The organism is Pantoea sp. (genome assembly GCF_028283705.1).
Taxonomy (GTDB): Bacteria; Pseudomonadota; Gammaproteobacteria; order Enterobacterales; family Enterobacteriaceae; genus Pantoea.
This window is the reverse complement of the sequence record NZ_JAPWKD010000008.1, coordinates 200,554-224,436: the sequence shown is the minus strand read 5'-3', so window position 1 is coordinate 224,436 and position 23,883 is coordinate 200,554. Positions and strand designations below refer to the sequence as shown.

The following is a 23,883-nucleotide window of genomic DNA, read 5'->3' as shown; positions in this document are numbered from 1 at the left end:
AATATGACGCTCTGATTCATTAAATGGAATGCCCTGATGTTTGTGGAGCTGATTTACGACAAGCGCAACGTAGCGGGATTGCCCGGCGCGCGCGAAATGATTTTGCAGGAACTGGAAAAACGTGTGCAGCGGGTGTTTCCGGAAATTGAAGTGCGGGTTAAGCCGATGGAACGCAATGCCATCGAAACCGACATGAGTAAAAACGAGAAAGCCACCCTGGCACGTATCATCGAAGAGATGTTCGATGAGGCTGATATGTGGCTGGTGGCTGATTAACCACCAGCTCCATCGGCTTAGCTTTCCTGCTCGCTATGATTGATGGCGATTTCCAGATCCTGAATCGCCTGATCAATATCATCCAGCAATTTTCCCTGCCTGTTGATCAACCCATCAAACCGGGTGGCATACTCTTTATCTTTATATTCACCCGCATCAAAGGCCAGCCAGTGACTGGAAAGCGTTTCAGTATTGGTTTGCGCGTAATGACGCATCTCTTTTAGCTGTGAGGTGACATCACGCAGGTAGTCAGTTTTGGTTTTGATTGCCTCTGAATCACTCATGCTATTTTCCTTTTTCTAAAAATTGCCAGTTTTAATAACGTGCGAATGATTAAAGTTAGTAGAAAATAGCGGTAACGCCTTAGGAATAATCGGAACTGATTGCAGATCAATATCGGGCAAAAAACCCGCACAGTGGCGGGTCAAATAAGACAAAACTACGGCAAAAATTACAACACGTCGGTCAAGTGATCGACGACAACCCTTCCGTTTACATCGGTTTGCGTAATGCGATAACTGACGCACCAGGAACGCTGGATACACATTTTATCAAACAGGGACACCCGCCCTTTATGTTCGCCATTCGCACCGATAATGCGCCATTCAGTAATATCTTCCTGACCGCGATTGTTAAGCCTTTGCATACCCTGTTCTACTAAGCGATCGCTATCATCAATCTTCAAATAATCACGCAACATTGTACTCACCTCCCGTTAACGAAGGTTACATTACGCTTTTTATTTGTCGTTTCAATCTAATTTTTTTATCGATAAGCGAGTAACAATCTGATGCAGAAAGAATCCGACTTGACGTAAACCCATCGGCACGTTCCAGCCGGTGAAAGAAAGGAAAGCAACGGCAAAGATAAATCATCTGTCATATCGTCTTTTTCCGTCATCGCTCTGTTAATGTAGGTCACACAAAAATAATGCTGTGGAACCTGCCATGCTCTCAACCGTCCTTTATCGCAGCCATCTGTGCGACCATGTTCCGGTAAAAACTCTGGAAGATATGGTTGATAAAGCCAATAAAAAGAATGAATTATCGGATGTAACGGGCATTTTGTTATTTGATGGTCTGCATTTTTTCCAGCTGCTGGAGGGACCGCCTGAAGCCGTGCAGTCTATCTATGAGCGGATCTGTAAAGACGCGCGTCATGAGAACCTGGTTGAATTGTTGCATGACTATGCTCCCGCCCGCCGTTTTGGCAATTCCGGTATGGAGCTGTTTGACCTGCGCGAGCATGATAAAGCCACGGTGTTGCAGGCAGTGCTGAACAAGGGGACATCTAAGTATCAGCTTACCTTTGAAGATCGGGCGTTACGTTTTTTGCGTACCTTTGTCGAAGCCAGAGAAAAAGAAAACTATTTTGAAATTCCGCCGGCCAGCACCTGGGAATTTATCGCTGATAGCGGGGAAAAGGTGCTTATCGACGTGATTCCCGATCCCACCACGCAGTGCCACTTTGCTTTTCAACCGATTATCGACCCGTTCTCACGCGAAGTCCTGGCGCTGGAGGCGCTAATTCGCAGCGCGGATGGCGGACCGCCACAAAAGTTCTTTGCTCCCTACAGCCGCAAGCAAGCCTATGAGGTCGATCTCAAAAGTAAAAGCCAGGCCTTTAAGCTGGCAAAACAGTTCGGCATTCCGGAACTGACGCTGTCGATTAATCTGTTACCGATGTCGCTGGTGATGGTGCCCAACGCCGTGGATTATTTGCTGGCTGAAATTCGGGCCAGTGGCCTGGTGCCTGAGCAGATAGTGGTGGAGGTGACCGAGGATGAAGCCATCTCCCGTGCCGATGAATTCGCCGCCGCAATTAAACAATTAAAGGCCGCCGGGATCAGCGTGGCGCTGGATGACTTTGGTGCCGGGTTTGCTGGCCTGTCGCTGCTGGCAAAATTTCAGCCCGATAAGATCAAAATCGATCGCAGCATCATCAAAGACGTACACAAAAGCGGCCCGAAGCAGGCTATCGTGCATGCCATGATTAAGTGCTGCTCCTCACTGGAGATTTCAGTGATTGCCGAAGGGGTAGAAAAAGCTGAAGAGTGGATGTGGCTGGAAGCTGCCGGGATCAGCAAATTCCAGGGTTTCCTGTTTGCCCGCCCGCAGCTGAACGGCATTCCTGCCGTGGCCTGGCCGGAGATTCAATAGGTTTTATGATGCCATAGCAGACAGGCCACCCGCAGGTGGCCTGTCTTGAAATTAATGCCCCACCCGGCGCTTATCTCCGGCACTCGTAATTGGCTTAGCTCTTGAAGGGGCAGAACAATCATCTCAGATTATTCCCAACAAAACTTAGCAATAGTTGCTAAGTTTATTATTAGCCTGAAAACAGTATGTTTCGGGTATTAACTCTGTTTCTACACCGACATATTCATGATGTCGGTATAAGCCGAGACCAGCTTGTTTCTGACCTGAATTCCCATCTGCATTGAAATCGATGATTTCTGCAAATCGACCATCACGTCGTTCAGTGCGACGCCTGGTTTACCCATCTCAAAATCCTGCGCCTGGGTGCGTGCGTTGTTCTGGGTGTCGCTGATTTTATCCAGCGCGGCTTTCATGGTGGCTGCAAAATCCACCTGCTGTGTGGTGTCACTCTGCTGACCGCTGGCCTGCACCGATGTCAGCTGGAGCTGCTGCAGAACACCATCAATTGCCTGAATCGACATGCCATTACCTCGTTGAAGTTGATCCGAATTTTCACGATGGAAAAGTTAGCACACTGTCAATAAGACAAAGGCGCTAAATGACTGCAAAAAACCCGGCTTATTCAGCCATCAAATTTCGCGATTCAGAAAATAATGCAAAGCATTGGAGTGGAATTTCATTTTTCGACGTTTCAGGGAGTCAGTTTTGTCACCACAACACACCCGGTCAATTATGTCAGGCAGGAATCGGTCATGAATGCGAGTGCAGCCGCTACACAGGATACAACAAAGAAAGGCTTCAGTGACCTTATCGCCCGCCTGCGCGCCAATCCGCGAATTCCCTTAATTATCGCTGCCGCTGCGGCTATCGCAGTGGTTTTTGCATTGGTACTGTGGGCCAAAACCCCGGATTATCGCGTCCTTTATAGCAACCTTTCCGATGAGGACGGCGGCGCGATTGTTACCCAGCTGACCCAGATGAACATCCCTTACCAGTTCTCAGAGACTGGCGGTGCGCTGATGGTGCCTGCAGAAAAGGTGCATGAACTGCGCCTGCGTCTTGCCGAGCAGGGGTTGCCGAAAGGGGGTTCGGTCGGTTTTGAACTGATGGATAAAGAGAAATTCGGCATCAGTCAGTTCAGCGAACAGGTGAACTATCAACGCGCTCTGGAAGGTGAACTGGCGCGCACCATCGAAACGCTCGGCCCCGTCAAAAGTGCTCGCGTCCATCTGGCAATGCCAAAACCGACGCTGTTTGTCCGTGAACAGAAAGCCCCTTCTGCCTCAGTCACCCTGAACCTGCAACCAGGACGCGCGCTCGATGAAGGCCAGATTCAGGCCATCGTGCATATCGTCTCCAGCAGCGTTCCCGGTCTGCCGCCGGGTAACGTCACGGTGGTGGACCAGGCCGGTCGCCTGCTGACCCGTTCTGACAGCGAAGGTCGCGATCTTAACGATGCCCAGCTGAAATTCACTTCCGAAGTGGAAGCACGTTATCAACAACGCATCGAAGCTATCCTCAACCCGATTGTTGGCCAGGGCAATGTGCATGCGCAGGTGACGGCGCAACTCAACTTTGATCGCAGCGAACAAACCGACGAGAAATATCAGCCGAACGGTGGTCCGGATAACTCGGCAATCCGCTCACGCCAGACCAGTACCAGCCAGCAAAACGGCAGCCCTTATCCGGGTGGCGTACCGGGTGCATTGTCTAATCAGCCGGCACCGGCCAATACGGCACCGGTCACCAACCCGCCAGCCAATAATGCCAACGGCCAGAACGCCAATGGGCAGAACAACGCGGCGAATGGCAGTACCACCAGCACCGCCCAGAACAGCGGCCCGAGCAACTCGCGTCGTGACGACACGGTGAACTACGAGCTGGACCGCACCATCCGTCACACCAAAGTGAATGTCGGTGATGTACAGCGTCTGTCGGTTGCCGTGGTGGTGAACTATCGCGCTGACGACAAAGGCAAACCTGTTGCCCTTAACGACCAGCAGATTAAGCAGATTGAAGACCTGACGCGTGAAGCGATGGGCTATTCGCAGACCCGTGGCGACAGCATCAACGTGGTGAACTCACCGTTCAACATGACTGAGCCTGCCGGTGGCGACCTGCCCTTCTGGCAACAGCAGTCGTTCTTTGATCAGCTGATGACCGCCGGTCGCTGGCTGCTGGTCGCGCTGGTTGCCTTCATCCTCTACCGCAAGCTGGTCCGTCCGCAGTTGCTGCGTAAACGTGAACAGGAACAGGCTGCCGTTGAAGCTGCTGCCGCCCGCGCCGCTGCGCAGGAAGAAGAGCAGGCCTACAACGTGCAGCTCAGCAAAGATGAAGTGGATCAGGAGCGTAAATCAACTAACCGCATGAGCGCGGAAGTGTTGAGCCAGCGCATCCGCGATATGTCTGAAAACGATCCACGCGTTGTTGCGCTGGTGATCCGTGAATGGATGAGTAACGAACTATGAGTCTGACCGGTACTGAAAAAAGCGCCATTCTGATGATGACCATTGGCGAGGATCGTGCGTCTGAGGTGTTCAAACACCTCAACCAGCGCGAAGTGCAGCATCTGAGTGCGGCGATGGCCAGCATGAAACAGATTTCGCACAAGCAGCTGACCGAGGTGTTACGCGAGTTTGAGATGAATGCCGAGCAGTTTGCCGCGCTGAGTCTCAACTCCAATGAATACCTGCGCACGGTGCTGGTCAAAGCGCTGGGCGAAGAACGCGCCTCCAGCCTGCTGGAGGACATTCTCGAAACGCGTGAAACCACCAGCGGGATGGAAACCCTCAACTTTATGGAGCCGCAGGCAGCTGCGGACCTTATCCGCGACGAACACCCGCAGATTATCGCCACCATCCTGGTCCACCTTAAACGTGGCCAGGCGGCGGATATTCTGGCGCTGTTCGACGAGCGTCTGCGTCACGATGTGATGCTGCGTATCGCCACCTTCGGCGGCGTACAGCCAGCGGCGTTGGCAGAGCTGACCGAAGTGCTCAACAGCCTGCTGGATGGTACCAACCTCAAGCGCGCGAAGATGGGCGGCGTAAGAACCGCAGCAGAAATTATCAACCTGATGAAAACCCAGCAGGAAGAAGCGGTTATCGAAGCGGTTCGCGACTTCGATGGCGAGCTGGCACAGAAGATCATCGACGAGATGTTCCTGTTCGAAAACCTGGTGGAAGTGGACGACCGCAGCATCCAGCGTCTGTTGCAGGAAGTGGAATCCGAGCAGTTGCTGATCGCCCTGAAAGGCGCCGAGCAGCCGCTGCGCGAGAAGTTCCTCAAAAACATGTCCGCCCGTGCGGCCGACATCCTGCGCGACGACCTCGCCAACCGTGGCCCGGTGCGTATGTCGGCGGTGGAAAACGAACAGAAAGCCATCCTGCTGGTGGTACGCCGTCTGGCAGAAGCAGGCGAAATGGTAATTGGTGGTGGCGAGGAAACCTATGTCTGATGCCTTTTCCGCCCGTCCGTGGCAGCCCTGGCAGCCTGATGATTTAGGGCGTTCGTTTGATGTGGAACCGGAACCGTTGCCGCTGGAATCTATCAGCGACGAAGAGCTGAGTCCCGAAGATGAGCAGCAGCAACAGCTGGAACGTCTGCAACAGCAGATGCGCAAAGAAGCTCAAACCCAGGGCTACAGTGAGGGTTACCAGAAAGGCCATGCCGAATCACAGCAGCATGGTTATGACGCCGGTTTTCAGCAGGGATTAGCCGATGCCCAGCAGCAGCAGGCTCCTTTGCAGGCGCGTATGCAGCAACTGGTGACGGAATTCCAGCACACACTGGAATCCCTCGATAGCGTGATAGCCGCGCGACTGATGCAGCTGGCACTGGAAGCCGCCCGTACGGTGATTGGCCAGGCGACCACGGTCGATGGCAGCGCCCTGCTGCGCCAGATCCAGCAGCTGATCCAGCAGGAACCGATGTTCAGTGGCAAACCGCAACTGCGCGTCCATCCTGACGATTTACAACGTATCGAGCAGACACTCGGCCCGACACTGGATCTGCACGGCTGGCGTCTGCTGGCTGACAGTACCCTGCACCCCGGCGGCTGTAAGCTCAGTGCAGAGGATGGCGATCTCGATGCCAGCGTGGCAACGCGCTGGCAGGAATTGTGCCGCCTGGCGGCACCGGGAGAGTTCTGATGACTACGCGCCTCAATCGCTGGCTCGGGGCGCTGGACGCCTTCGAAGATCGTATTTCTCAGGTCCAGACCGTGCGCCGTTATGGTCGATTGATTCGTGCCACCGGCCTGGTGCTGGAAGCCACTGGCCTGCAACTGCCGCTCGGAGCCACCTGTGTGATTGAACGCCACGATGGCGCGAATATTACCGAAGTGGAAAGCGAAGTGGTCGGTTTTAACGGCCAGAAACTGTTTCTGATGCCGCTGGAAGAAGTGGACGGCATTTTGCCCGGTGCCCGCGTTTATGCCCGCGTCACCGGCGATAACGCCCACAGCGGTAAACAGCTGCTGCTCGGTCCGCAACTGCTGGGCCGCGTGCTCGATGGCAGCGGCAAACCGCTGGATGGCCTGCCTTCACCGGAAACCGGCTATCGCGCCCCGCTGATCACCGCGCCTTTCAACCCGTTGCAACGTACCCCAATCGAAGATGTGCTGGATACCGGTGTGCGCGCCATTAACGCCCTGCTCACCGTCGGTCGCGGCCAGCGTATGGGCCTGTTCGCCGGTTCCGGTGTCGGCAAAAGCGTGTTGCTCGGCATGATGGCACGTTACACCAAAGCCGATGTGATTGTGGTGGGGCTGATTGGTGAACGTGGTCGCGAAGTTAAAGAGTTTATTGAAAACATTCTCGGTGCAGAAGGCCGTGCCCGTTCAGTGGTGATTGCCGCACCGGCGGATGTCTCACCGCTGCTACGTATGCAGGGTGCCGCCTATGCCACGCGTATCGCCGAAGATTTCCGCGATCGGGGTCAGCACGTGTTGCTGATTATGGACTCTCTCACCCGCTACGCCATGGCTCAGCGTGAAATCGCGCTGGCTATCGGCGAGCCGCCGGCAACCAAAGGTTATCCGCCTTCGGTGTTCGCGAAACTGCCTGCGCTGGTGGAACGTGCCGGGAACGGCACCCACGGCGGCGGTTCCATCACCGCCTTCTATACCGTACTGACCGAAGGCGACGATCAGCAGGATCCGATTGCCGATTCGGCGCGTGCCATCCTTGACGGCCATATCGTGTTATCGCGCCGTCTGGCAGAAGCCGGACACTATCCGGCGATTGATATTGAAGCCTCGATCAGTCGTGCCATGACGGCGCTGATCGATGAAAACCACTACGCGCGCGTGCGTCAGTTTAAGCAACTGCTCTCCAGCTTCCAGCGTAACCGTGACCTGGTGAGTGTGGGGGCATATGCCGCAGGGAGCGATCCCATGCTGGATCGGGCCATCAAGCTCTATCCACAAATGGAGGCTTTCCTGCAACAGGGGATTTTCGAACGCAGCGACTACGACGATGCCTGCCTGCATTTACAGGCGATGTTCGGTTAACCCGGTGTTAAGGGGAATGCAATGAAAACGGCCAATGCTATTGATACATTGCGCGATCTGGCGGAACAGGACCTGGAAAAAGCGGTTATTCATCTCGGTGATATGCGCCGCGGTCAGCAACAGGCGGACGAGCAGCTGCATATGCTGCTCGATTACCAGGATGAATATCGCAACAAGTTAAATCAGGACATGTCAGGTGGCATCGCCAGCACCCGCTGGACCAACTACCACCAATTTATTCAGACGCTGGAAAAAGCCATTGAACAGCATCGCCAACAACTGCAGCAATGGGAAAAGCGTCTCGATCAGGCTCTCAACAACTGGCGCGAAAAGCAAAAGCGGCTCAATGCCTACCAAACGCTAATCACCCGCGCTGCCGAAAACGCTTTACGACAGGAAAACCGTCTCGACCAGAAACGGATGGATGAATACGCCCAACGGGCTGCATTGAGGAAAGGCGAATGATTACGCTGCCAACAGTGGTGACGCAAACCCTGACTGCGGGTGATGCGGACACTTCAGTTTCGACGGACATTCTGCAGGGGGTGGAAAACCTGCCGCAGGACTTCGTCACCGCGCTGGGAAATAAGCTGCTCACGCTGGCGCAACAACAAGGCACCAGCACGCAATCGGCTGATTCATCAACAGAAAGCGATGAAAAATCCAGCAAAGGTGTCTCTCTGAGTACGCTGATGGAGGCACTGGACAAACCAGAGACCCTGAACGCACTTTTACAACCGGAAAATATTAAAGCCACGCTGAAATCAGCCGATGATAAGGATAAGAGTGAGGCAAGTTCGTTAAGCGCCAGCGACTTACAGAATGTTCAGGCCCTGTTCGCCATGTTGCCAGCTGCGGTAGAAAACCGGACCACGCAGACAGCAGCAACCAGCGCGCTGAGTGACAGCACCAGCGATAAAAACGCCAGCCTGAATAGCTCGTTACTCAATTCGCTGGCCAGCGCCATGAAGGATGAACAGCCCGAGACAACGGCGGCCACCACAACGGTGACAGCGAAGAAAACCAGTGATGTCGCGGATGCGTTAACCACGCAGACCAGCGCCACAGCGGCCACCAGCAGCACGGCCAGTAGCAGTAGCACGAACAGCACAGCCCTGACGCTGGATGAAAGTTTCCAGCAGGTGCTGAGCACGTTGGCTAAGACGGATGATAAGCGTGACCTGAGCAACAGCAGCGACGCGACCACCCCGATCACCAGCGCGCCATTAAGCAGTACCAGTACCCTGACCAGCAGCACCGCGTCGACCAGCGCTACGCCATCGACCCCGATGCTCAACGCGCAACTCGGCAGCGCAGAGTGGCAGCAGGCGCTGAGTCAGCAGATTGTGATGTTCAGCCGCAATGGGCAGCAAAACGCCGAATTGCGTCTGCACCCGGAGGACCTGGGTGCAATTCAGATCAGCCTGACCCTCGATAAGGATCAGGCACAGTTAAATATGGTTTCCAGCCACAGCCATGTGAGGGCCGCGCTGGAAGCGGCTCTCCCACAGCTGAAAACGGCGCTGGCGGAGAGTGGCATCAACCTGGGACAGAGTAATGTCAGCAGCGACGCCTCCGCACAGGGCCAGAATTATCAGGGCCAGCAGGAAGGTCGCCGTGATGGACAGTACGGTAGCTTTACCCTCTCCCAGGACAGTGAAAACGAGATAACGCCTATTGCCGTCCCGGCAGCCCTCCAGGCGCGCGCGACCGGCAACGGCGCTGTCGATATCTTTGCCTGACAGCGGCTAACGCTGAAGGTAAGCGTAAAACCCGCGTCTTTTCTTCCCATTGTTTGACTTAAGACGCGGGATAATCTGTCCAGGCGAGCCGAAAGGCTTGCCCATAATTCACAGGAAGTAACTGCAAACATGTCTGATAACGCGAAAGCTAAAGGCCGCAAACGTTCAATATTAATTCCGGTGTTACTGATTGTGACGCTGGCCGCTTGCAGCGTGGCAGGCTATGCAGTCTGGCGAATGATGAATAAACACGAGGGCGCTAAGCCGGAAGTGGCGAAAGTTGAGCCGCCACCCGCCCCCGTATTTTTTGCAATGGATACTTTTACGGTTAACCTGGTCAATCCTGACAACGATCCTGACCGTGTGCTGTACGTGGGCTTTACGCTGCGTCTGCCCGATGAGGATACCCGTCGTCGGCTGAATGACTACCTGCCGGAAGTGCGCAGCCGCCTGCTGTTGCTGCTTTCCCGCCAGAGCGCAAGTTCACTGGCATCGGAGCAAGGCAAACAGGCCCTGGTTGATCAAATCAAACAGGTGCTGTCACCGCCGCTGGTAAAGGGTCAACCTCCGCAGGTGGTCAGTGACGTGCTGTTTACCGCCTTCATTTTGAGGTGATTTAATGGGCGATAGCATTCTCTCCCAGGCTGAGATTGACGCGCTGCTCAATGGCGACAGTGACAGCGCGGAAGTAGAGAAGAGTTCCACCGGGGGCGATGGTGATATTCGTCCCTATGATCCCAATACCCAGCGCCGCGTGGTACGCGAGCGTTTGCAGGCACTGGAGATCATCAATGAGCGTTTTGCCCGTCACTTTCGTATGGCGCTGTTTAACCTGCTGCGTCGCAGCCCGGATATCAGCGTTGGGGCGATCAAGATTCAGCCGTACCATGAGTTTGCCCGCAACCTGCCGGTGCCGACCAACCTGAACCTGATCCACCTGAAACCGCTGCGCGGTACCGCGCTGGTGGTGTTCTCGCCGAGTCTGGTGTTTATCGCCGTGGATAACCTGTTCGGTGGTGATGGCCGCTTTCCGACCAAAGTGGAAGGCCGCGAATTTACCCATACCGAGCAGCGCGTAATCCGCCGCATGCTGAAGCTGGCGCTGGAAGGTTACAGCGATGCATGGAAAGCGATTTATCCGCTGGATGTGGAATATGTCCGTTCCGAGATGCAGGTGAAGTTCACCAATATCACCACTTCACCGAACGACATCGTGGTGAATACCCCGTTCCAGGTAGAAATTGGAAACCTGGTGGGTGAATTCAACATCTGTATTCCGTTTTCAATGATTGAGCCGCTGCGCGAACTGCTGGTCAATCCCCCGCTGGAAAACTCCCGTCAGGAAGATAACCACTGGCGTGACAATCTGGTGAAACAGGTGCAGCACTCGGAGCTGGAGCTGATTGCCCACTTCGCCGATGTATCGCTGCGTCTGTCACGTATTTTGCAACTGAAACCTGGTGACGTCCTGCCCATTGAGAAGCCGGATCGCATCATCGCACACGTAGATGGCGTACCGGTGCTGACCAGCCAGTACGGCACGTTAAATGGCCAGTATGCGCTGCGTGTCGAGCACCTGATTAACCCGATTTTGAATTCGCTGAATGAGGAACAGCCCAATGAGTGACAGCAAGAAACCGTCCGATGACGACATCTCCGCGGACGATCTGTGGGCTGCAGCAATGAACGAGCAGGCGGCAACCAGTGCGCCGGAGCAAAGCGATGGCGTGTTCAAATCGCTCGAAAGCGGTGCGGCCAGCGGTTCATTGCAGGACATCGATCTGATCATGGATATCCCGGTCAAACTGACTGTGGAACTGGGTCGCACCAAGATGACCATTAAAGAGCTGCTGCGTCTGACCCAGGGGTCAGTGGTGGCGCTGGATGGACTGGCCGGTGAACCGCTGGATATCCTGATCAACGGCTACCTGATTGCCCAGGGTGAAGTCGTCGTGGTCAACGACAAATATGGCGTACGCATCACTGACATCATCACCCCATCCGAACGTATGCGTCGTCTGAGCCGCTAATAATGTTAAAAGATGCGCAAACCGGTCAGCCGGTAATCCATAGCGAACCGGTGGTTTCAACCGGTTCGGTGGTAGGCCAGGTCAGCAGCGTGCTGGCAGTGATTATCCTGCTGATCCTCGCCTGCGGTTGGCTGGCACGCCGCCTCGGTTTTGCGCCGAAAACGGTCAACGGTCAGGCACTGAAAGTCAGCGCCAGCGTGCTGGTCGGCAAACAGGAGCGGGTGGTGATTGTCGATACCGCGGATGCCCGTCTGGTACTTGGCGTGACCGCGCAGCAAATTACCCATCTGCACAGCCTGCCGCCGATTGCACCGGAAGAGCTTTCGGCTTCCCCGGCAGCCGCGCAGGATTTTCGTCAGCTGCTACAGACTTTAGTTAAACGCCCCGGAAAACCCCAATGATGCGTCGATTGCTTCCCCTTCTGCCACTGCTGTTGCTGGCACCGGTTGCCCATGCGCAACTGCCAGGTCTGGTAAGCCATCCGCTGGCAAACGGTGGCCAGAGTTGGTCGCTGCCGGTGCAGACGCTGGTATTTATCACCTCTCTGTCGTTTCTTCCGGCAGTGTTGCTGATGATGACCAGTTTCACCCGCATCATTATTGTGTTTGGTTTGTTGCGCAACGCACTGGGGACGCCGTCAGCCCCGCCGAACCAGGTGCTGGTCGGTCTGGCGTTGTTTCTGACCTTCTTCATCATGGCACCGACCTTCGACAAAATTTATACCGATGCTTATCTGCCGTTCAGTCAGGACAAGATCAGCATGGATGTCGCCATTGATAAAGGTGCCCAGCCGCTGCGTGACTTTATGTTGCGCCAAACCCGCGAAGCCGACCTCGCCTTGTTTGCCCGTTTGGCTAACACGCCACCGATTCAGGGACCGGAAGCCGTGCCGATGCGCATCCTGCTGCCTGCCTATGTGACCAGCGAGCTAAAAACGGCCTTCCAGATTGGTTTCTCGGTCTTTATCCCCTTCCTGATTATCGACCTGGTGGTTGCCAGCGTGCTGATGGCGCTGGGGATGATGATGGTGCCACCGGCCTCAATTTCGCTGCCGTTCAAACTGATGCTGTTCGTGCTGGTGGATGGCTGGCAGTTGCTGGTGGGTTCACTGGCACAAAGTTTCTATTCCTGAGTGGCGTCGTTCGCCACTTTTCTCAACACAGGAGCGCAACATGACACCCGAATCGGTAATGGTAATGGGACAGGAAGCGATGCGTATCGCGCTGATGATGGCCGCCCCGATGTTGCTGGTGGCGCTGGTCAGTGGATTGATCATCAGCGTGTTGCAGGCCGCTACGCAGATTAACGAACAAACGCTGTCGTTTATCCCTAAAATTCTCGCCGTTGCCGCCACCGCCGTGATTGCTGGCCCGTGGATGCTGAATCTGATCCTGGATTACATGCGCAACCTGTTCAGCAACCTGCCCTATATCATCGGTTAATGATTACCCTCGACAGCAGCCAACTGGTCCACTGGGTCAGCCAGTTTTTCTGGCCGATGGTGCGTTTGCTGGCACTGTTTGCCAGCGCACCGGTTTTGAGTGAAAAAAGCATTCCTAACCGCGTCAAAATTGGCCTGGCAGTGCTCACCACCTGGATTTTGATGCCGCTGCTGCCCTCAGTTAACGTTACGCTATTTAGCGCTGCCGGTTTCTGGCTGCTGCTGCAGCAAATATTGATTGGTGTCGGCCTCGGTCTGACCATGCAGTTTGCCTTTGGTGCGGTGCGCATGGCGGGTGAAGTGATTGGTTTGCAGATGGGGCTGTCGTTCGCGACGTTCTTTGATCCCGCCAGTCGCCTCAATATGCCGGTACTGGCGCGTATCCTTGATATGCTGGCGATGCTGCTGTTCCTGACTTTTAACGGTCATCTGTGGTTGATCTCGATGCTGGTCGATAGTTTTCACACCATGCCGATCAGCGATCACCCCCTTAACGCCAACGCTTTTATGGCGCTGGTGAAGGCAGCGGGATTAATTTTCCTTAACGGCATGATGTTAGCGCTGCCTTTGATAGTTCTGCTCCTCACGATCAACATGGCCCTGGGTTTGTTAAACCGTGTTACACCACAGTTATCAATTTTCGTGGTGGGCTTCCCGATAACCTTATCTGTGGGTATCCTCAGCCTGGGTCTGATGATGCCTCTGCTCGCCCCCTTCTGCGAACATCTCTTCAGCGAAGTCTTTGATTTGCTCGCTCAGTTCATGTCAGAACTCTCCCGGCAAGGATGATTAACGATTCTGTAGCCGTTCTTAAGTGATAGTTAAGGATTCAAAATCTATTTGTGCATTTTTCGAACCATATTTCTCAGAAATCAACTGAGGATATTCTGATAAATGCGCATTTATGGTGAAAATTATTCTTATTAAACGACGCTTCAAGTATTTTAGTCAGACGAATCCTACGATGCCTAAACGTGTGGATTCGTTGAGAAAATGCCCAAAAGATTGTTTTTGAACAAAAAAAATTTAACAGCGATTTTTCTTGTAAGAATTCTTTTTTTACGGCATTGTCAACACTCGCTGAAGCGTCACACTTTCGCAATTCAAATGTTTTTAAGATTTGTCCTATCAGATTTGTCTGTGACATGCGCGATAGTGACATGGCTCGCAAAAACAGTGCGATCTAAGTACTTAAGGCAACTTCCCGGCGATTCCCACTATCGCGGGGACAAGAGTGACGTGAAGTAACACAACAAACTTCGCAGGACGGGTCAGGGAAGAGTCATTATGGCGTACGAGTCGCCAGACTGCTGAGCAGAATAAAAAAGTGTCTTTGGAAATCTCTCTCGTACCGCAAACGCGTAATTCATCGTTGATTTAAACGGATAACAAATTTGGTGAGGGTCGCTAACATGCCAACGATTATTATGGATTCATGCAACTACACACGCCTGGGATTATCGGACTATATGTCCGCAAAAGGAGTTAAAAAGAAAAATATTACTTCCGTGTCGGATATCGAACAATTGCAGCAACGCTGTGAACAGCTCAAACCCGGAGTAGTATTTATTAACGAAGAGTGTTTCATTCATGAATCCGATTCCAGTGATCGTATTCGCGGTATTATCATGCAGCACCCTGACACCTTATTTTTCATCTTCATGGCGATTTCAAACATCCATTTTGAGGAATATCTCTACGTTCGTAAGAACCTGATTATTACATCAAAATCGATTAAAACATCGACCCTGGACTCTTTACTTGGCACCTATCTGCAAAAGAAACTCAATGCAGCGCCGCGAATTTCAGCTGGACTTGATATTCACCCTCTGACATTAAGCCAGACGGAATCGAACATGCTGAAAATGTGGATGTCAGGCCACGACACCATTCAGATTTCAGATAAGATGCAAATTAAGGCGAAAACAGTTTCGTCACACAAAGGTAATATTAAACGCAAAATTAAGACCCACAATAAACAGGTTATTTACCATGTTGTGCGTCTGACGGATAATGTTACTTCTGGCATCTATGTCAACGTGCGATAATTTCACACGGTAAAAATAAGGGCTAATCAGCAGATTAGCCCTTTTTGCGTTTTATCCGTTTTGCGATGCAGATCCCACTCTGCCATCTAATCCTTTCTCCTGCCTTGCCGATGTTAGCTTCAGCACACCTACCTAACTGAGAGCAAGGATATGAAAACAGCATCGATTGATGAGCAACATAAGCTCAGCATCTGGCAGAACCTGCGCCTGATGCCTCTTTTCAGCATGATCTTTGGTGGCATTCTGCTGCTTTTTGCCCTGTGCATTGGACTCGCCAGCTACTTTCTGATTCAAAGCAATACGTCGCTGAATGACGCCACGGATGAAATTCAAATCCGCATGGGGATTTCCAACAGTTCCAACCACTTACGCACCGCCCGTCTGAATGTGATCCAGTCCGGCGCGGCAGCACGTATTGGTGAGATGGATGGCTACCGTGCCGATCTGGCACGCACCGAGCAGCGCATTGAACAGGCTCGTGCGGGCTTCAAACTGTATATGGACCGTAAAACCAAAACCGCAGAAGACCTGGCACTGGATGCACCGCTAACCGAACGCTTCAATGCCTATATTGATAAAGGACTGAAGCCGATGATCGACTCGGCAAAGCAAGGCAGCTTTGAAGGAATTATCGCGCAGGAAACCGACGTAACGCGCAAGCTGGATGATGCGTATAACGCGGTGTTACTGAAGGCGATTAAGATTCGCACCGACCGGGCAGATGCCATTAACGCCATGGCCGCACATCAATCCCGCATCGGTTTTATCGCGATGGCAGCGGCATTTGCCGCCGCGCTGGTGCTGGTGCTACTGACCTTCCTGTTCCTGCGCCGCGTGGTGATTAACCCGCTGCGTCAATCCGTGGCGCGCATTGAACGCATCGCGCAGGGCGACCTGACCGCGCCAGAACAGCACTGGGGCCGCAGCGAGATTGGCAGCCTGCTGCATAATCTGCAACTGATGCAGGCTTCGCTGGTACGTACCGTCGGCACGGTCCGTGAAGGGGCAGTGGCGATTTATCAGGGGTCCAGTGAAATCTCTGCGGGTAATACCGACCTCTCCTCACGTACCGAAGAACAGGCTTCTGCGCTGGAGCAAACGGCGGCCAGCATGGAACAACTGACGGCCACGGTGAAGCAGAACGCAGAAAACGCCCATCATGCCAGCCAGCTGGCAGCGGATGCTTCCGGCAAAGCGCGCAGCGGTGGTGAGCTGGTTAACGGCGTGGTGAAAACCATGAACAACATTTCCGGCAGCTCAAAGAAAATTGCTGAGATTACCAATGTGATCAACAGCATCGCCTTCCAGACCAACATTCTGGCACTGAACGCTGCGGTTGAAGCTGCGCGAGCCGGTGAACAGGGGCGCGGTTTTGCTGTGGTCGCCAGCGAAGTGCGCAGCCTGGCACAGCGCAGCGCCCAGGCGGCGAAAGAGATTGAGTCACTCATTGGCGAGTCGGTTGATCTGATCAGCAATGGCTCCAGCCAGGTCGGCGCGGCGGGTGCCACCATGAGCGAGATTGTTGAGGCGGTACGTCGGGTAACCGATATTATGGCGGAAATTGCCGCCGCTTCAGATGAGCAGAGCCGTGGCATCCAGCAGGTGAGTCTGGCAGTGACTGAGATGGATAACGTGACGCAGCAGAACGCCTCGCTGGTGGAAGAAGCCTCTTCGGCGGCGGCATCGCTGGAAGATCAGGCGGGCAAACTGACGCAGGCCGTGGCGGCATTCCGTTTAAATGACAGCCCGGGATTGCTGGTGCCCACATCACTTGTGCAACCCATGCCAAAAACGTTTAACCCACGTCCGGCACTGGCCGCAACCAGTAACGATAACTGGGAAACGTTTTAAGCATCAGATATCCATCATATCCCGTAGCGGCGCGATTTATCGCCCCGCTACGGGGGCTACTCATTAATCCCCTGCATACGGCTCGACAAATATCCCTTCCGCATGATCGCTTTCATTAAAGAACCAGATACCCAGCGGATAATCCTCCAGCGCCACCAGGTACATCACCCCTTCATTAAAGGGTTCCACCGCCAGGATTGTCCCGCTACGGCGTGGACCGCCGTCTGTCTTTACCGTCACGCGGTCATTGACCTTCATTGATTACTCTCCAGAAATAGTGCCTCGGACACAGTGTAACGGAAGAAATGGGCAACTGCGTGATCGCGATCAGCATCAGATGATTCGCACGTCAGAACGACTAACGATGTGCCCGGTAAGGGATTTTCACTTTCTTAACGTTTAGTGGCGAGACTTTTGACGCCCTCAGCGCGTAGAATTTTTAGCACTGCACCAACCCCAAAGGCGCAGTCAACCTAAAAGTAACAAGGATTTTTGCCCGCGCAGCGCGGGCTTTTTTTTACCTGTCAATAAGCCGCCCGCCTATTTCTCACTGCCGTCTATACTGCTTTAAGACCCCTTGCGCCTTTCAGGAGGCTGATGATGGCAACTGCAAAAGAGTACAGCGATAACGTTCAGCGTGAAGTGAATATCGATGTTGAAGCGTTGCTTCAGGCTATTCAGGAAAAAACCTCGGGTGAGGTGAAAGAGTATATGGAACCCGAGCACGCGCACCGCGTAAAGGTGGGCGGTGAATCTTTCGACTCCTATACCGAGCTGGCGGAGGCCTTTGAACTGGATATCCGCGATTACACCATCACCGAAGTCAACCGCTAACCTTCGCGGCAAAAAAATACCCGGCGGGATGGCCGGGTAAAGATAAAACGTTAAATTCGTTACACCAGGAAAATCTCTAACACAGCAGCCAGATTACGCGCTGGTCTGAATAAGACAAGAGCCAGCACTTACTGGAGATGCAACGCTATGCGCGTTTGCCACGCAGGTTGTTACCGAAAACACCGCGCCTTTGCTGCCTTTTTTCTGCACAATCATCCAGCATGCACAATTCTGCTATCACTGCGTTTTCGGATTATTCTCAGCCCCGTTGCACGCTGACAGGCGAAAAACTGTGATCACGATTACGCTATTATACTGATAATTCCTCGCTTTACGCATACCCGAGGGGGTAAGGAGTGTGATGATGGTCAGTCTTGACCAACCGCTATTGATTGTCACCGACCTCGATGGTTCGCTACTGGACCATCACGATTATCGCTGGGATGCTGCCAGCGAATGGCTGATGCGCCTGAAACAACATCAAATCCCGCTGGTGATTTGTTCCAGCAAAACCGCTGCCGAGATTATCCCGTTACAGAAGAAACTCGGCATTGCCGGGGCACCCTTTATCGCTGAAAACGGTGCCCGTCTCGCCTGGGGCGGTGAACAAACCCTGCCCGAAGACCCGAGCCGTGACTATCTCGATCTCTGCCAGCAACTGAAAACCTTGCAGAGAAGATTTCACTTCACTGGCTTTCATGATTTCAGCGACATGGAGGTGGCGAAATTCACCGGGCTGACGCCTGCCGAAGCGCGACAGAGTCGGTTGCGCGAGGCATCCGAAGTCGTGCTGTGGCGCGATGAACCCACCCGTCTTGAAGAATTTCGCGCCGCACTGGCACCACTCGGGCTGGCGTTAACCCAGGGGGGGCGTTTCTGGCATGTTATGCCGCAAGGCAGTGGTAAAGGCATCGCCTTGCAACGTCTGCAACAACATCTTGCCCGCAGGGAAGGCCAGACGCGTATCACCATTGGCTTAGGCGATGGTCCCAATGATGCGCCGATGCTGGAAGGTGTCGATTATGCCGTGGTGATTAAGGGATTCAGTAAAACGCCGGTCATCCTGCAGCGCGATGATGATGAAAACGTCTACCACACCGCACATGTTGGCCCGCAGGGCTGGCGTGAAGGTCTGGATTATTTTCTTGCCCAACCCGATTAACGGGCCGCACAGCTAATCAGAAGGATGAGGCGATGAGTGATTTTTACCAGAATGGCGTGATTACTAACTTTCATAATCTCACCCACCGCAGCGTTGAATCGCTGGAAAAAGAGATGGTGCGCTTTGCACGTAAACGCAAAATGGGGCTGATTTTACCGTCGCTGTTTTCCGAACTGGAAGGTCCGGCACTGGATAATATCGTCAACGAACTGGCGAAAGTGCCCTACCTCGATGAAATCGTCATTGGGCTTGATCGTGCCGACCGCGATCAGTTTCTGTTTGCCCGTGACTTCTTCTCCCGCCTGCCGCAACGCCACCGAATTCTGTGGAATGACGGACCACGGCTAAAGGCGCTGGATGCCGAGCTGGATAAAGAAGGCTTATCCCCCAGCCAGCCAGGCAAAGGCCGCAACGTGTGGTTCTGCACCGGTTACACCCTGGCCTCTGACCGGACCAGCTGTGTCGCCCTGCACGACTGCGATATCGTCACCTATGAACGCAGCATGCTCGCCCGTCTCCTCTATCCGCTGGCTAACCCGGCTTTTCAGTATGAGTTCTGCAAAGGTTTTTACGCGCGCGTCGCGGGGGGCAAACTGAACGGGCGTGTTGGCCGTCTGCTGGTCGGTCCGTTGCTGCGTTCATTACAAAAAGTCTACGGCCATTCGGAGTATCTCGATTACCTCGCCAGCTTCCGCTATCCACTCTCCGGCGAATTTGCCATGCGCACCCATGTGCTGAATAACATCAAGATTCCCGGTGACTGGGGACTGGAAATTGGGGTGCTGTCGGAGATTTATCGCAATTATACCACCCGCCAGAGCTGTCAGGTTGAGATCGCCGATAACTATGATCATAAGCATCAGCCGTTGTCGGAAGAGGATGGTACCGGTGGATTGAAACGCATGAGTAACGACATTGTGCAGTCGCTGCTGCGTAAACTGGCAACGATGGGGGTTCCTCTGACCAGCGATTCATTCCGGGTGCTGAAAGCCACCTACTACCGCAATGCGCTGGATATGATGGAAATCTACAACCACGAAGCCACCATGAACGGCCTGAAGTTCGACCAGCATATCGAAGAAGCGGCGGTGGAAATGTTCACCCAGGCGATTCTCGACGCCGGTCAGGCGTTTATTGAACGCCCGAATGACAAACCTTTTATCCCCAGCTGGAGCCGCGTGCAATCCGCATTTCCCGATATCCTGCAACGGATTTATCAGGCAGTGGAAGAGGATAACGACGGTAAAGTCTAATCTTTACTGCACACGCGATTACGCCCGCTGGTTTTTGCCAGATAGAGCCTGCTGTCAGCCCTGGCCTGCAGGCTCTCGGCGTGGTAATCGTCCTGCTCCTCGCTGCTGGACACCCCGGCGGATAAGGTGATATTGAAAGTGGTGCTGGCATTAACCAGGATGGTTTTTGCCGCCAGCCGTGCCCGGATACGTTCTGCGACCGCAGAGGCCTCCTCAAGCCGGGTTTCCGGCAGCACAATGCAGAACTCCTCCCCGCCGATACGCCCCGCGCTATCATATTTACGCAATGTATGACTGATGACGCTGGCGACGCGAATCAGCGCCTGGTCACCTGCGTGATGTCCCCAGGTGTCATTCACTTTTTTGAAGTGGTCGACATCTAACTGAATCACCGAAATCGGCTGTCCCTGTTGCTGGCAACGGGCTGCCTGAGCGACGAATTGTTCAAAGAAGGCATTGCGATTAAGCAGGCGGGTTAACCCATCATAGTTGGCACGCCAGGTGAGGCGCGCAGAGAGATCGTCCATACGCCTTACCAGGCGAAAAATCACCTGATGCGCCACCGCCAACAGCAGCACAAACAATATCCACATGCCAAATAGGAACAAAGAGACGCGGCCTAACTCCTGCTGCATCCCCTGCTTCAGAGTTTGCACATTGATAATATAACCATCTACATTTTCCAGTTTGCTCCAGCTGGCAAATTTCGTCCCAAGCCGCAGAATCCCACTCGGTTCGTGTTGCATCCGACCTAATAATAGCTGCCGTTGTTCAGGGTTGAGGGGAACTTCATCCGGCGCATGCAGGCGGGCGATTTCATCCATTTTCCTGTCCAGGAATACCATATTGCCCTGCAACAACGTATGGCGCGTTTTCGCCATCAGATCGCGAATCCGTGCCTGCGGGAAATCCATCGACAACACACCATACCAGTAACCATTGCTGATAATCGGTGTGCTCAGAGTCAGCATCAGGCCTTCATTAAATAATCCCTGATAACCGCTGGTCCAGCGCAGGCGATTGGCAGGTGTTTGTGGCGGGGCAAGCGCGCGGAAATAGTTACGCTGCACCATAGTGGCGTAACTCAGCTCCAGCTCCTGCGCGCTTTGTGGCGGACGCGAACTGATGTAAAACCCGGCGCGTGAGATGTACCAGAAGCGCGAATGAAAATCGTGGTCGGGATCACTGAACTGCATAATAAAGCTGAACTCCAGCGCCGCTCGAATTTCCTCGTCAATACGCACTGGATCGCGCTGTAACAGCGAATCGCGTGCCATCCAGGCATCGCTCACCCCATTGAGTGGCATACTGCGCGGGCTATTCAGCTGCAATTGCCATTGCGGCTGCACACGCAGATGGCGAAAGCGTGTTATTGCTTCACGCGCATTATCGGAATCGAGTGGATGCCCTAAGGCATAACTGAGCATTTTCTCGTAGTAAACCAACTCATCAACACTTTCCTGAAACTGACTGTCGAGATTTTTCTGGATTTCGGACAGTTGCGCACGCTGACGGTCCTCATAACTGGTTTTTAGTTCCAGCGCTTCATGAACCGTGAGAAAAGCGGAGAAAAGGAAAACCGCAAAAAAACACAGGTGAACCGGTAAAAAAGGATTGCCCGACTGCCGGGGAAGTGGCGATTGTGCCATCAGCAACCATGCTCCGGAAAAAGGCGAATGAAAACAGTGTAGTCAGCAGGAGAAAAATCGTACAGGCGGGAATTAAATGAAAATCAGATAGTTCGCTGAATAACACGGGACGGCAAAAAACCGTCCCGGAGGCGGTTAGCTGGCCAGCTGACGCGCTGCGGATAAGTGACAGAGTTCGTCACTATGGAACGCCTCACGGCGCACGCTATAGCCATCATACCAACGACACTCTACCATTCCGCTGGCGTAGCCGGTCACCACCATAGTGGGTCCGCCCTGTTTATGCTGAACTTCGTCACTGATCGCAAAGGTCATTACGCGCCCTCCCTTCTACCGTTGAATGAACCTCATCAGGTATAGCAGGTGGGGGATGTTTTTGCCTATAAGAGTTTGTGATTACAACTGCAATTTAGGAATAAGCAGTTAAAAATGCGGAAAATAAAAAAAGCGGATAAAAATTATTATCCGCTTTGAAATCGTTTCCCGGGTGGGAAAATCAGATTTTGCAGCCTTCGCAATCGGCTTCATCGCTCAGATCGGTCGGCACTTCGCGCGCTTTTTCAGCTGCTTTCGCCTCAGCCTGTTCCAGCTGTGCATCGATATCAAATTCAAACATATCGTCGTTCATCATCGTTCTCCTGACCCGTGATTAAAAATTTCCTGCGCTTTATAACGATTATCCACGCAATTTGGCAACCAGATTCACCACTAATAGCACGATCGACCCAATCAGGAATCCCAGCACCAGATTGGCGCCGTTACTCAGCAGCGCAGAGATCAGCGGGCCAAATCCGCCGCTGTACTCGGTAATGGCATGATGCAGCGGCGTAATCCCATGCACCACGATGCCACCCCCGACCAAAAACATTGCTACCGTCCCCACCACCGACAGAATTTTCATCAGGATCGGTGCCGCCGCCAGCAACAGCCCGCCGATCGCCTGCGCCAGCGTGGATGACTTTTCCCGCAGCCAGTATCCGAGGTCGTCGATTTTCACAATCATCGCCACAATACCGTAGACGCCGACGGTGACCAGAATCGCGATACCCGCCAGAATCAGCACCTGATTCAGCAACGGTGCCGCAGAAACGATGCCAAGCGTAATCGCCACGATCTCAGCGGAAAGAATAAAATCGGTACGCACCGCACCTTTCACTTTATTCTTCTCAAATTCCCGGGGGTCCTGCTGTGCCAGCTGCTCAAGCCGCTGCTGCCGCGCCTCCGGGCTTTTTTCTGCTTTATCATGATTCAGGCTGTGCAGCACTTTCTCCACCCCCTCGTAGCAAAGATACGCGCCACCCGCCATCAGTAACGGCGTAATCAGCCAGGGAGCAAAAGCGGAGATCAGCAGCGCCAGCGGCACCAGAATCAATTTGTTAATAAACGAGCCTTTGGCAACACTCCACACCACCGGCAATTCGCGATTGGCTTTTACACCGGTAACCTGTTGCGCATTGAGCGAGAGATCATCTCCTAAGACACCCGCCGTTTTTTTTGCTGCCACCTTGCCCATGACCGAGATGTCATCAAGCAACGTTGCAATATCGTCCAGAAGCGTCAGTAAGCTGGTTCCTGCCAAAATATTATCCTTATTCCGGTTCGTGATCCTGACAACAGGGGCAACGCTCAACCGCCGTTACCGACATATCGGCGATGCCCGCACAATCCCACTCGACGCGTAATGGTTGCCCTGCCACATCTCCCGCGTGCAAATATTTGCTCACCGGACTTTCCGTCATACCCGTAATCTCTTCGGTTGCCACCAGCGTATCTCCCAGATAGATACGTGCGGTGGCTCGGGTGTTGATCATCCGTTCGTCACGAAGTTGGTACAGGCGTTTGACCGTCAGTTTAATGCTGCTCATGGCTATATTCCGCGTCCCAGAGAAAGGGGAGATCTAAACCGTTATGGCGTATAAAAGCAAC

The 23,883-nt window shown here is 53.5% G+C and carries 29 protein-coding genes; 20 read left to right on the top strand and 9 right to left on the bottom strand.

Annotation, left to right across the window (positions count from 1 at the left end; translation table 11 throughout):
- Positions 1-36: 36 nt before the first annotated feature.
- Positions 37-276 carry a DinI-like family protein gene (locus PW844_RS06515; RefSeq protein WP_084875590.1) on the top strand — a complete coding sequence of 80 codons (240 nt, stop codon included), beginning with the start codon at positions 37-39 and terminating at the stop codon, positions 274-276.
- A gap of 17 nt (positions 277-293) precedes the next feature.
- Here the strand turns inward: PW844_RS06515 and PW844_RS06510 are convergent, their stop codons facing one another.
- Together PW844_RS06510 and PW844_RS06505 are read right to left on the bottom strand one after the other, a co-directional pair.
- Positions 294-560 carry a hypothetical protein gene (locus PW844_RS06510; protein ID WP_084875593.1) on the bottom strand — a complete coding sequence of 89 codons (267 nt, stop codon included), beginning with the start codon at positions 558-560 and terminating at the stop codon, positions 294-296.
- A 167-nt stretch (positions 561-727) separates the two neighbouring features.
- On the bottom strand, positions 728-976 hold the full coding sequence (locus tag PW844_RS06505) for a hypothetical protein (protein WP_084875595.1): 249 nt from the start codon (positions 974-976) through the stop codon (positions 728-730).
- A gap of 247 nt (positions 977-1,223) precedes the next feature.
- Here PW844_RS06505 and PW844_RS06500 point away from each other — a divergent pair, with 247 nt between their 5' ends.
- The gene (locus tag PW844_RS06500) at positions 1,224-2,435 is read left to right on the top strand and encodes a diguanylate phosphodiesterase (RefSeq protein WP_299449577.1); all 1,212 of its coding nucleotides are present in this window, start codon (positions 1,224-1,226) and stop codon (positions 2,433-2,435) included.
- Between the two features lie 209 nt (positions 2,436-2,644).
- Here PW844_RS06500 and fliE read toward each other — a convergent pair whose 3' ends face one another.
- On the bottom strand, positions 2,645-2,956 hold the full coding sequence (gene fliE, locus PW844_RS06495) for a flagellar hook-basal body complex protein FliE (RefSeq protein WP_299449576.1): 312 nt from the start codon (positions 2,954-2,956) through the stop codon (positions 2,645-2,647).
- Between the two features lie 231 nt (positions 2,957-3,187).
- Between fliE and fliF the strand changes: the two genes are divergently transcribed.
- From fliF to PW844_RS06420, 15 genes are all read left to right on the top strand, one after another.
- On the top strand, positions 3,188-4,903 hold the full coding sequence (gene fliF, locus PW844_RS06490; protein ID WP_299449575.1) for a flagellar basal-body MS-ring/collar protein FliF: 1,716 nt from the start codon (positions 3,188-3,190) through the stop codon (positions 4,901-4,903).
- Positions 4,900-5,892, top strand: coding sequence for a flagellar motor switch protein FliG (gene fliG, locus PW844_RS06485; RefSeq protein WP_299449574.1), 993 nt, complete (start codon positions 4,900-4,902; stop codon positions 5,890-5,892). Before fliF ends, fliG begins: the two co-directional genes overlap by 4 nt.
- Positions 5,885-6,586 carry a flagellar assembly protein FliH gene (gene fliH / locus PW844_RS06480; RefSeq protein ID WP_299449573.1) on the top strand — a complete coding sequence of 234 codons (702 nt, stop codon included), beginning with the start codon at positions 5,885-5,887 and terminating at the stop codon, positions 6,584-6,586. The genes fliG and fliH overlap by 8 nt, the downstream gene beginning before the upstream one ends.
- Positions 6,586-7,947: a flagellar protein export ATPase FliI gene (fliI, locus tag PW844_RS06475; protein ID WP_084875607.1), complete on the top strand. Its 1,362-nt coding sequence runs from the start codon at positions 6,586-6,588 to the stop codon at positions 7,945-7,947. The genes fliH and fliI overlap by 1 nt, the downstream gene beginning before the upstream one ends.
- Before the next feature lie 21 nt (positions 7,948-7,968).
- Positions 7,969-8,412: a flagellar export protein FliJ gene (fliJ, locus tag PW844_RS06470; protein ID WP_299449572.1), complete on the top strand. Its 444-nt coding sequence runs from the start codon at positions 7,969-7,971 to the stop codon at positions 8,410-8,412.
- Positions 8,409-9,689, top strand: coding sequence for a flagellar hook-length control protein FliK (locus PW844_RS06465; RefSeq protein WP_299449571.1), 1,281 nt, complete (start codon positions 8,409-8,411; stop codon positions 9,687-9,689). Before fliJ ends, PW844_RS06465 begins: the two co-directional genes overlap by 4 nt.
- A 129-nt stretch (positions 9,690-9,818) precedes the next feature.
- Positions 9,819-10,304 (top strand): flagellar basal body-associated protein FliL, encoded by a 486-nt coding sequence (gene fliL / locus PW844_RS06460; protein WP_299449570.1) that lies wholly within the window; start codon positions 9,819-9,821, stop codon positions 10,302-10,304.
- A 4-nt stretch (positions 10,305-10,308) separates the two neighbouring features.
- Positions 10,309-11,316, top strand: coding sequence for a flagellar motor switch protein FliM (gene fliM, locus PW844_RS06455; RefSeq protein ID WP_013509553.1), 1,008 nt, complete (start codon positions 10,309-10,311; stop codon positions 11,314-11,316).
- Entirely contained in the window at positions 11,309-11,719 is a 411-nt protein-coding gene (gene fliN / locus PW844_RS06450; protein WP_084875614.1) for a flagellar motor switch protein FliN, read from the top strand. The genes fliM and fliN overlap by 8 nt, the downstream gene beginning before the upstream one ends.
- A 2-nt stretch (positions 11,720-11,721) precedes the next feature.
- Positions 11,722-12,120, top strand: a complete 399-nt coding sequence (gene fliO / locus PW844_RS06445; RefSeq protein WP_299449569.1) for a flagellar biosynthetic protein FliO — start codon at positions 11,722-11,724, stop codon at positions 12,118-12,120.
- Positions 12,120-12,851 carry a flagellar type III secretion system pore protein FliP gene (gene fliP, locus PW844_RS06440; protein WP_084878493.1) on the top strand — a complete coding sequence of 244 codons (732 nt, stop codon included), beginning with the start codon at positions 12,120-12,122 and terminating at the stop codon, positions 12,849-12,851. Before fliO ends, fliP begins: the two co-directional genes overlap by 1 nt.
- A gap of 40 nt (positions 12,852-12,891) precedes the next feature.
- Positions 12,892-13,161 carry a flagellar biosynthesis protein FliQ gene (fliQ, locus tag PW844_RS06435; protein WP_299449568.1) on the top strand — a complete coding sequence of 90 codons (270 nt, stop codon included), beginning with the start codon at positions 12,892-12,894 and terminating at the stop codon, positions 13,159-13,161.
- Positions 13,161-13,949, top strand: coding sequence for a flagellar biosynthetic protein FliR (fliR, locus tag PW844_RS06430; protein WP_299449567.1), 789 nt, complete (start codon positions 13,161-13,163; stop codon positions 13,947-13,949). Before fliQ ends, fliR begins: the two co-directional genes overlap by 1 nt.
- Positions 13,950-14,572: 623 nt before the next feature.
- A complete protein-coding gene (gene rcsA, locus PW844_RS06425) occupies positions 14,573-15,208 on the top strand; it encodes a transcriptional regulator RcsA (RefSeq protein ID WP_013509559.1) in 636 nt (211 codons plus the stop codon).
- 150 nt (positions 15,209-15,358) lie between these two features.
- A complete protein-coding gene (locus PW844_RS06420) occupies positions 15,359-17,059 on the top strand; it encodes a methyl-accepting chemotaxis protein (RefSeq protein ID WP_299449566.1) in 1,701 nt (566 codons plus the stop codon).
- 63 nt (positions 17,060-17,122) lie between these two features.
- Here the strand turns inward: PW844_RS06420 and dsrB are convergent, their stop codons facing one another.
- Positions 17,123-17,317, bottom strand: a complete 195-nt coding sequence (gene dsrB, locus PW844_RS06415) for a protein DsrB (RefSeq protein WP_299449565.1) — start codon at positions 17,315-17,317, stop codon at positions 17,123-17,125.
- A gap of 342 nt (positions 17,318-17,659) precedes the next feature.
- On the opposite strand from dsrB, the gene PW844_RS06410 reads away from it, so the two are divergent.
- The 3 genes from PW844_RS06410 to PW844_RS06400 all read left to right on the top strand — a co-directional run bounded on the left by PW844_RS06410 (position 17,660) and on the right by PW844_RS06400 (position 20,308).
- Positions 17,660-17,893, top strand: a complete 234-nt coding sequence (locus PW844_RS06410; RefSeq protein WP_084875628.1) for a DUF2525 domain-containing protein — start codon at positions 17,660-17,662, stop codon at positions 17,891-17,893.
- Positions 17,894-18,257: 364 nt separating this feature from the next.
- Positions 18,258-19,055 carry a mannosyl-3-phosphoglycerate phosphatase-related protein gene (locus PW844_RS06405; protein WP_299449618.1) on the top strand — a complete coding sequence of 266 codons (798 nt, stop codon included), beginning with the start codon at positions 18,258-18,260 and terminating at the stop codon, positions 19,053-19,055.
- Positions 19,056-19,087: 32 nt separating this feature from the next.
- Entirely contained in the window at positions 19,088-20,308 is a 1,221-nt protein-coding gene (locus tag PW844_RS06400; RefSeq protein ID WP_208715474.1) for a glycosyl transferase, read from the top strand.
- Here PW844_RS06400 and dgcQ read toward each other — a convergent pair.
- From dgcQ to PW844_RS06375, 5 genes are all read right to left on the bottom strand, one after another.
- The gene (dgcQ, locus tag PW844_RS06395) at positions 20,305-21,957 is read right to left on the bottom strand and encodes a cellulose biosynthesis regulator diguanylate cyclase DgcQ (RefSeq protein ID WP_299449564.1); all 1,653 of its coding nucleotides are present in this window, start codon (positions 21,955-21,957) and stop codon (positions 20,305-20,307) included. The two genes, PW844_RS06400 and dgcQ, sit on opposite strands and share 4 nt — an antisense overlap.
- 135 nt (positions 21,958-22,092) lie before the next feature.
- Positions 22,093-22,272 (bottom strand): DUF2158 domain-containing protein, encoded by a 180-nt coding sequence (locus PW844_RS06390; RefSeq protein WP_021182850.1) that lies wholly within the window; start codon positions 22,270-22,272, stop codon positions 22,093-22,095.
- A 181-nt stretch (positions 22,273-22,453) separates the two neighbouring features.
- Positions 22,454-22,588 (bottom strand): hypothetical protein, encoded by a 135-nt coding sequence (locus PW844_RS06385; protein WP_021182849.1) that lies wholly within the window; start codon positions 22,586-22,588, stop codon positions 22,454-22,456.
- A 45-nt stretch (positions 22,589-22,633) separates the two neighbouring features.
- Entirely contained in the window at positions 22,634-23,536 is a 903-nt protein-coding gene (locus PW844_RS06380; RefSeq protein WP_299449563.1) for a DUF808 domain-containing protein, read from the bottom strand.
- A 10-nt stretch (positions 23,537-23,546) separates the two neighbouring features.
- The gene (locus tag PW844_RS06375; protein ID WP_299449562.1) at positions 23,547-23,822 is read right to left on the bottom strand and encodes a hypothetical protein; all 276 of its coding nucleotides are present in this window, start codon (positions 23,820-23,822) and stop codon (positions 23,547-23,549) included.
- Positions 23,823-23,883 lie beyond the last annotated feature (61 nt).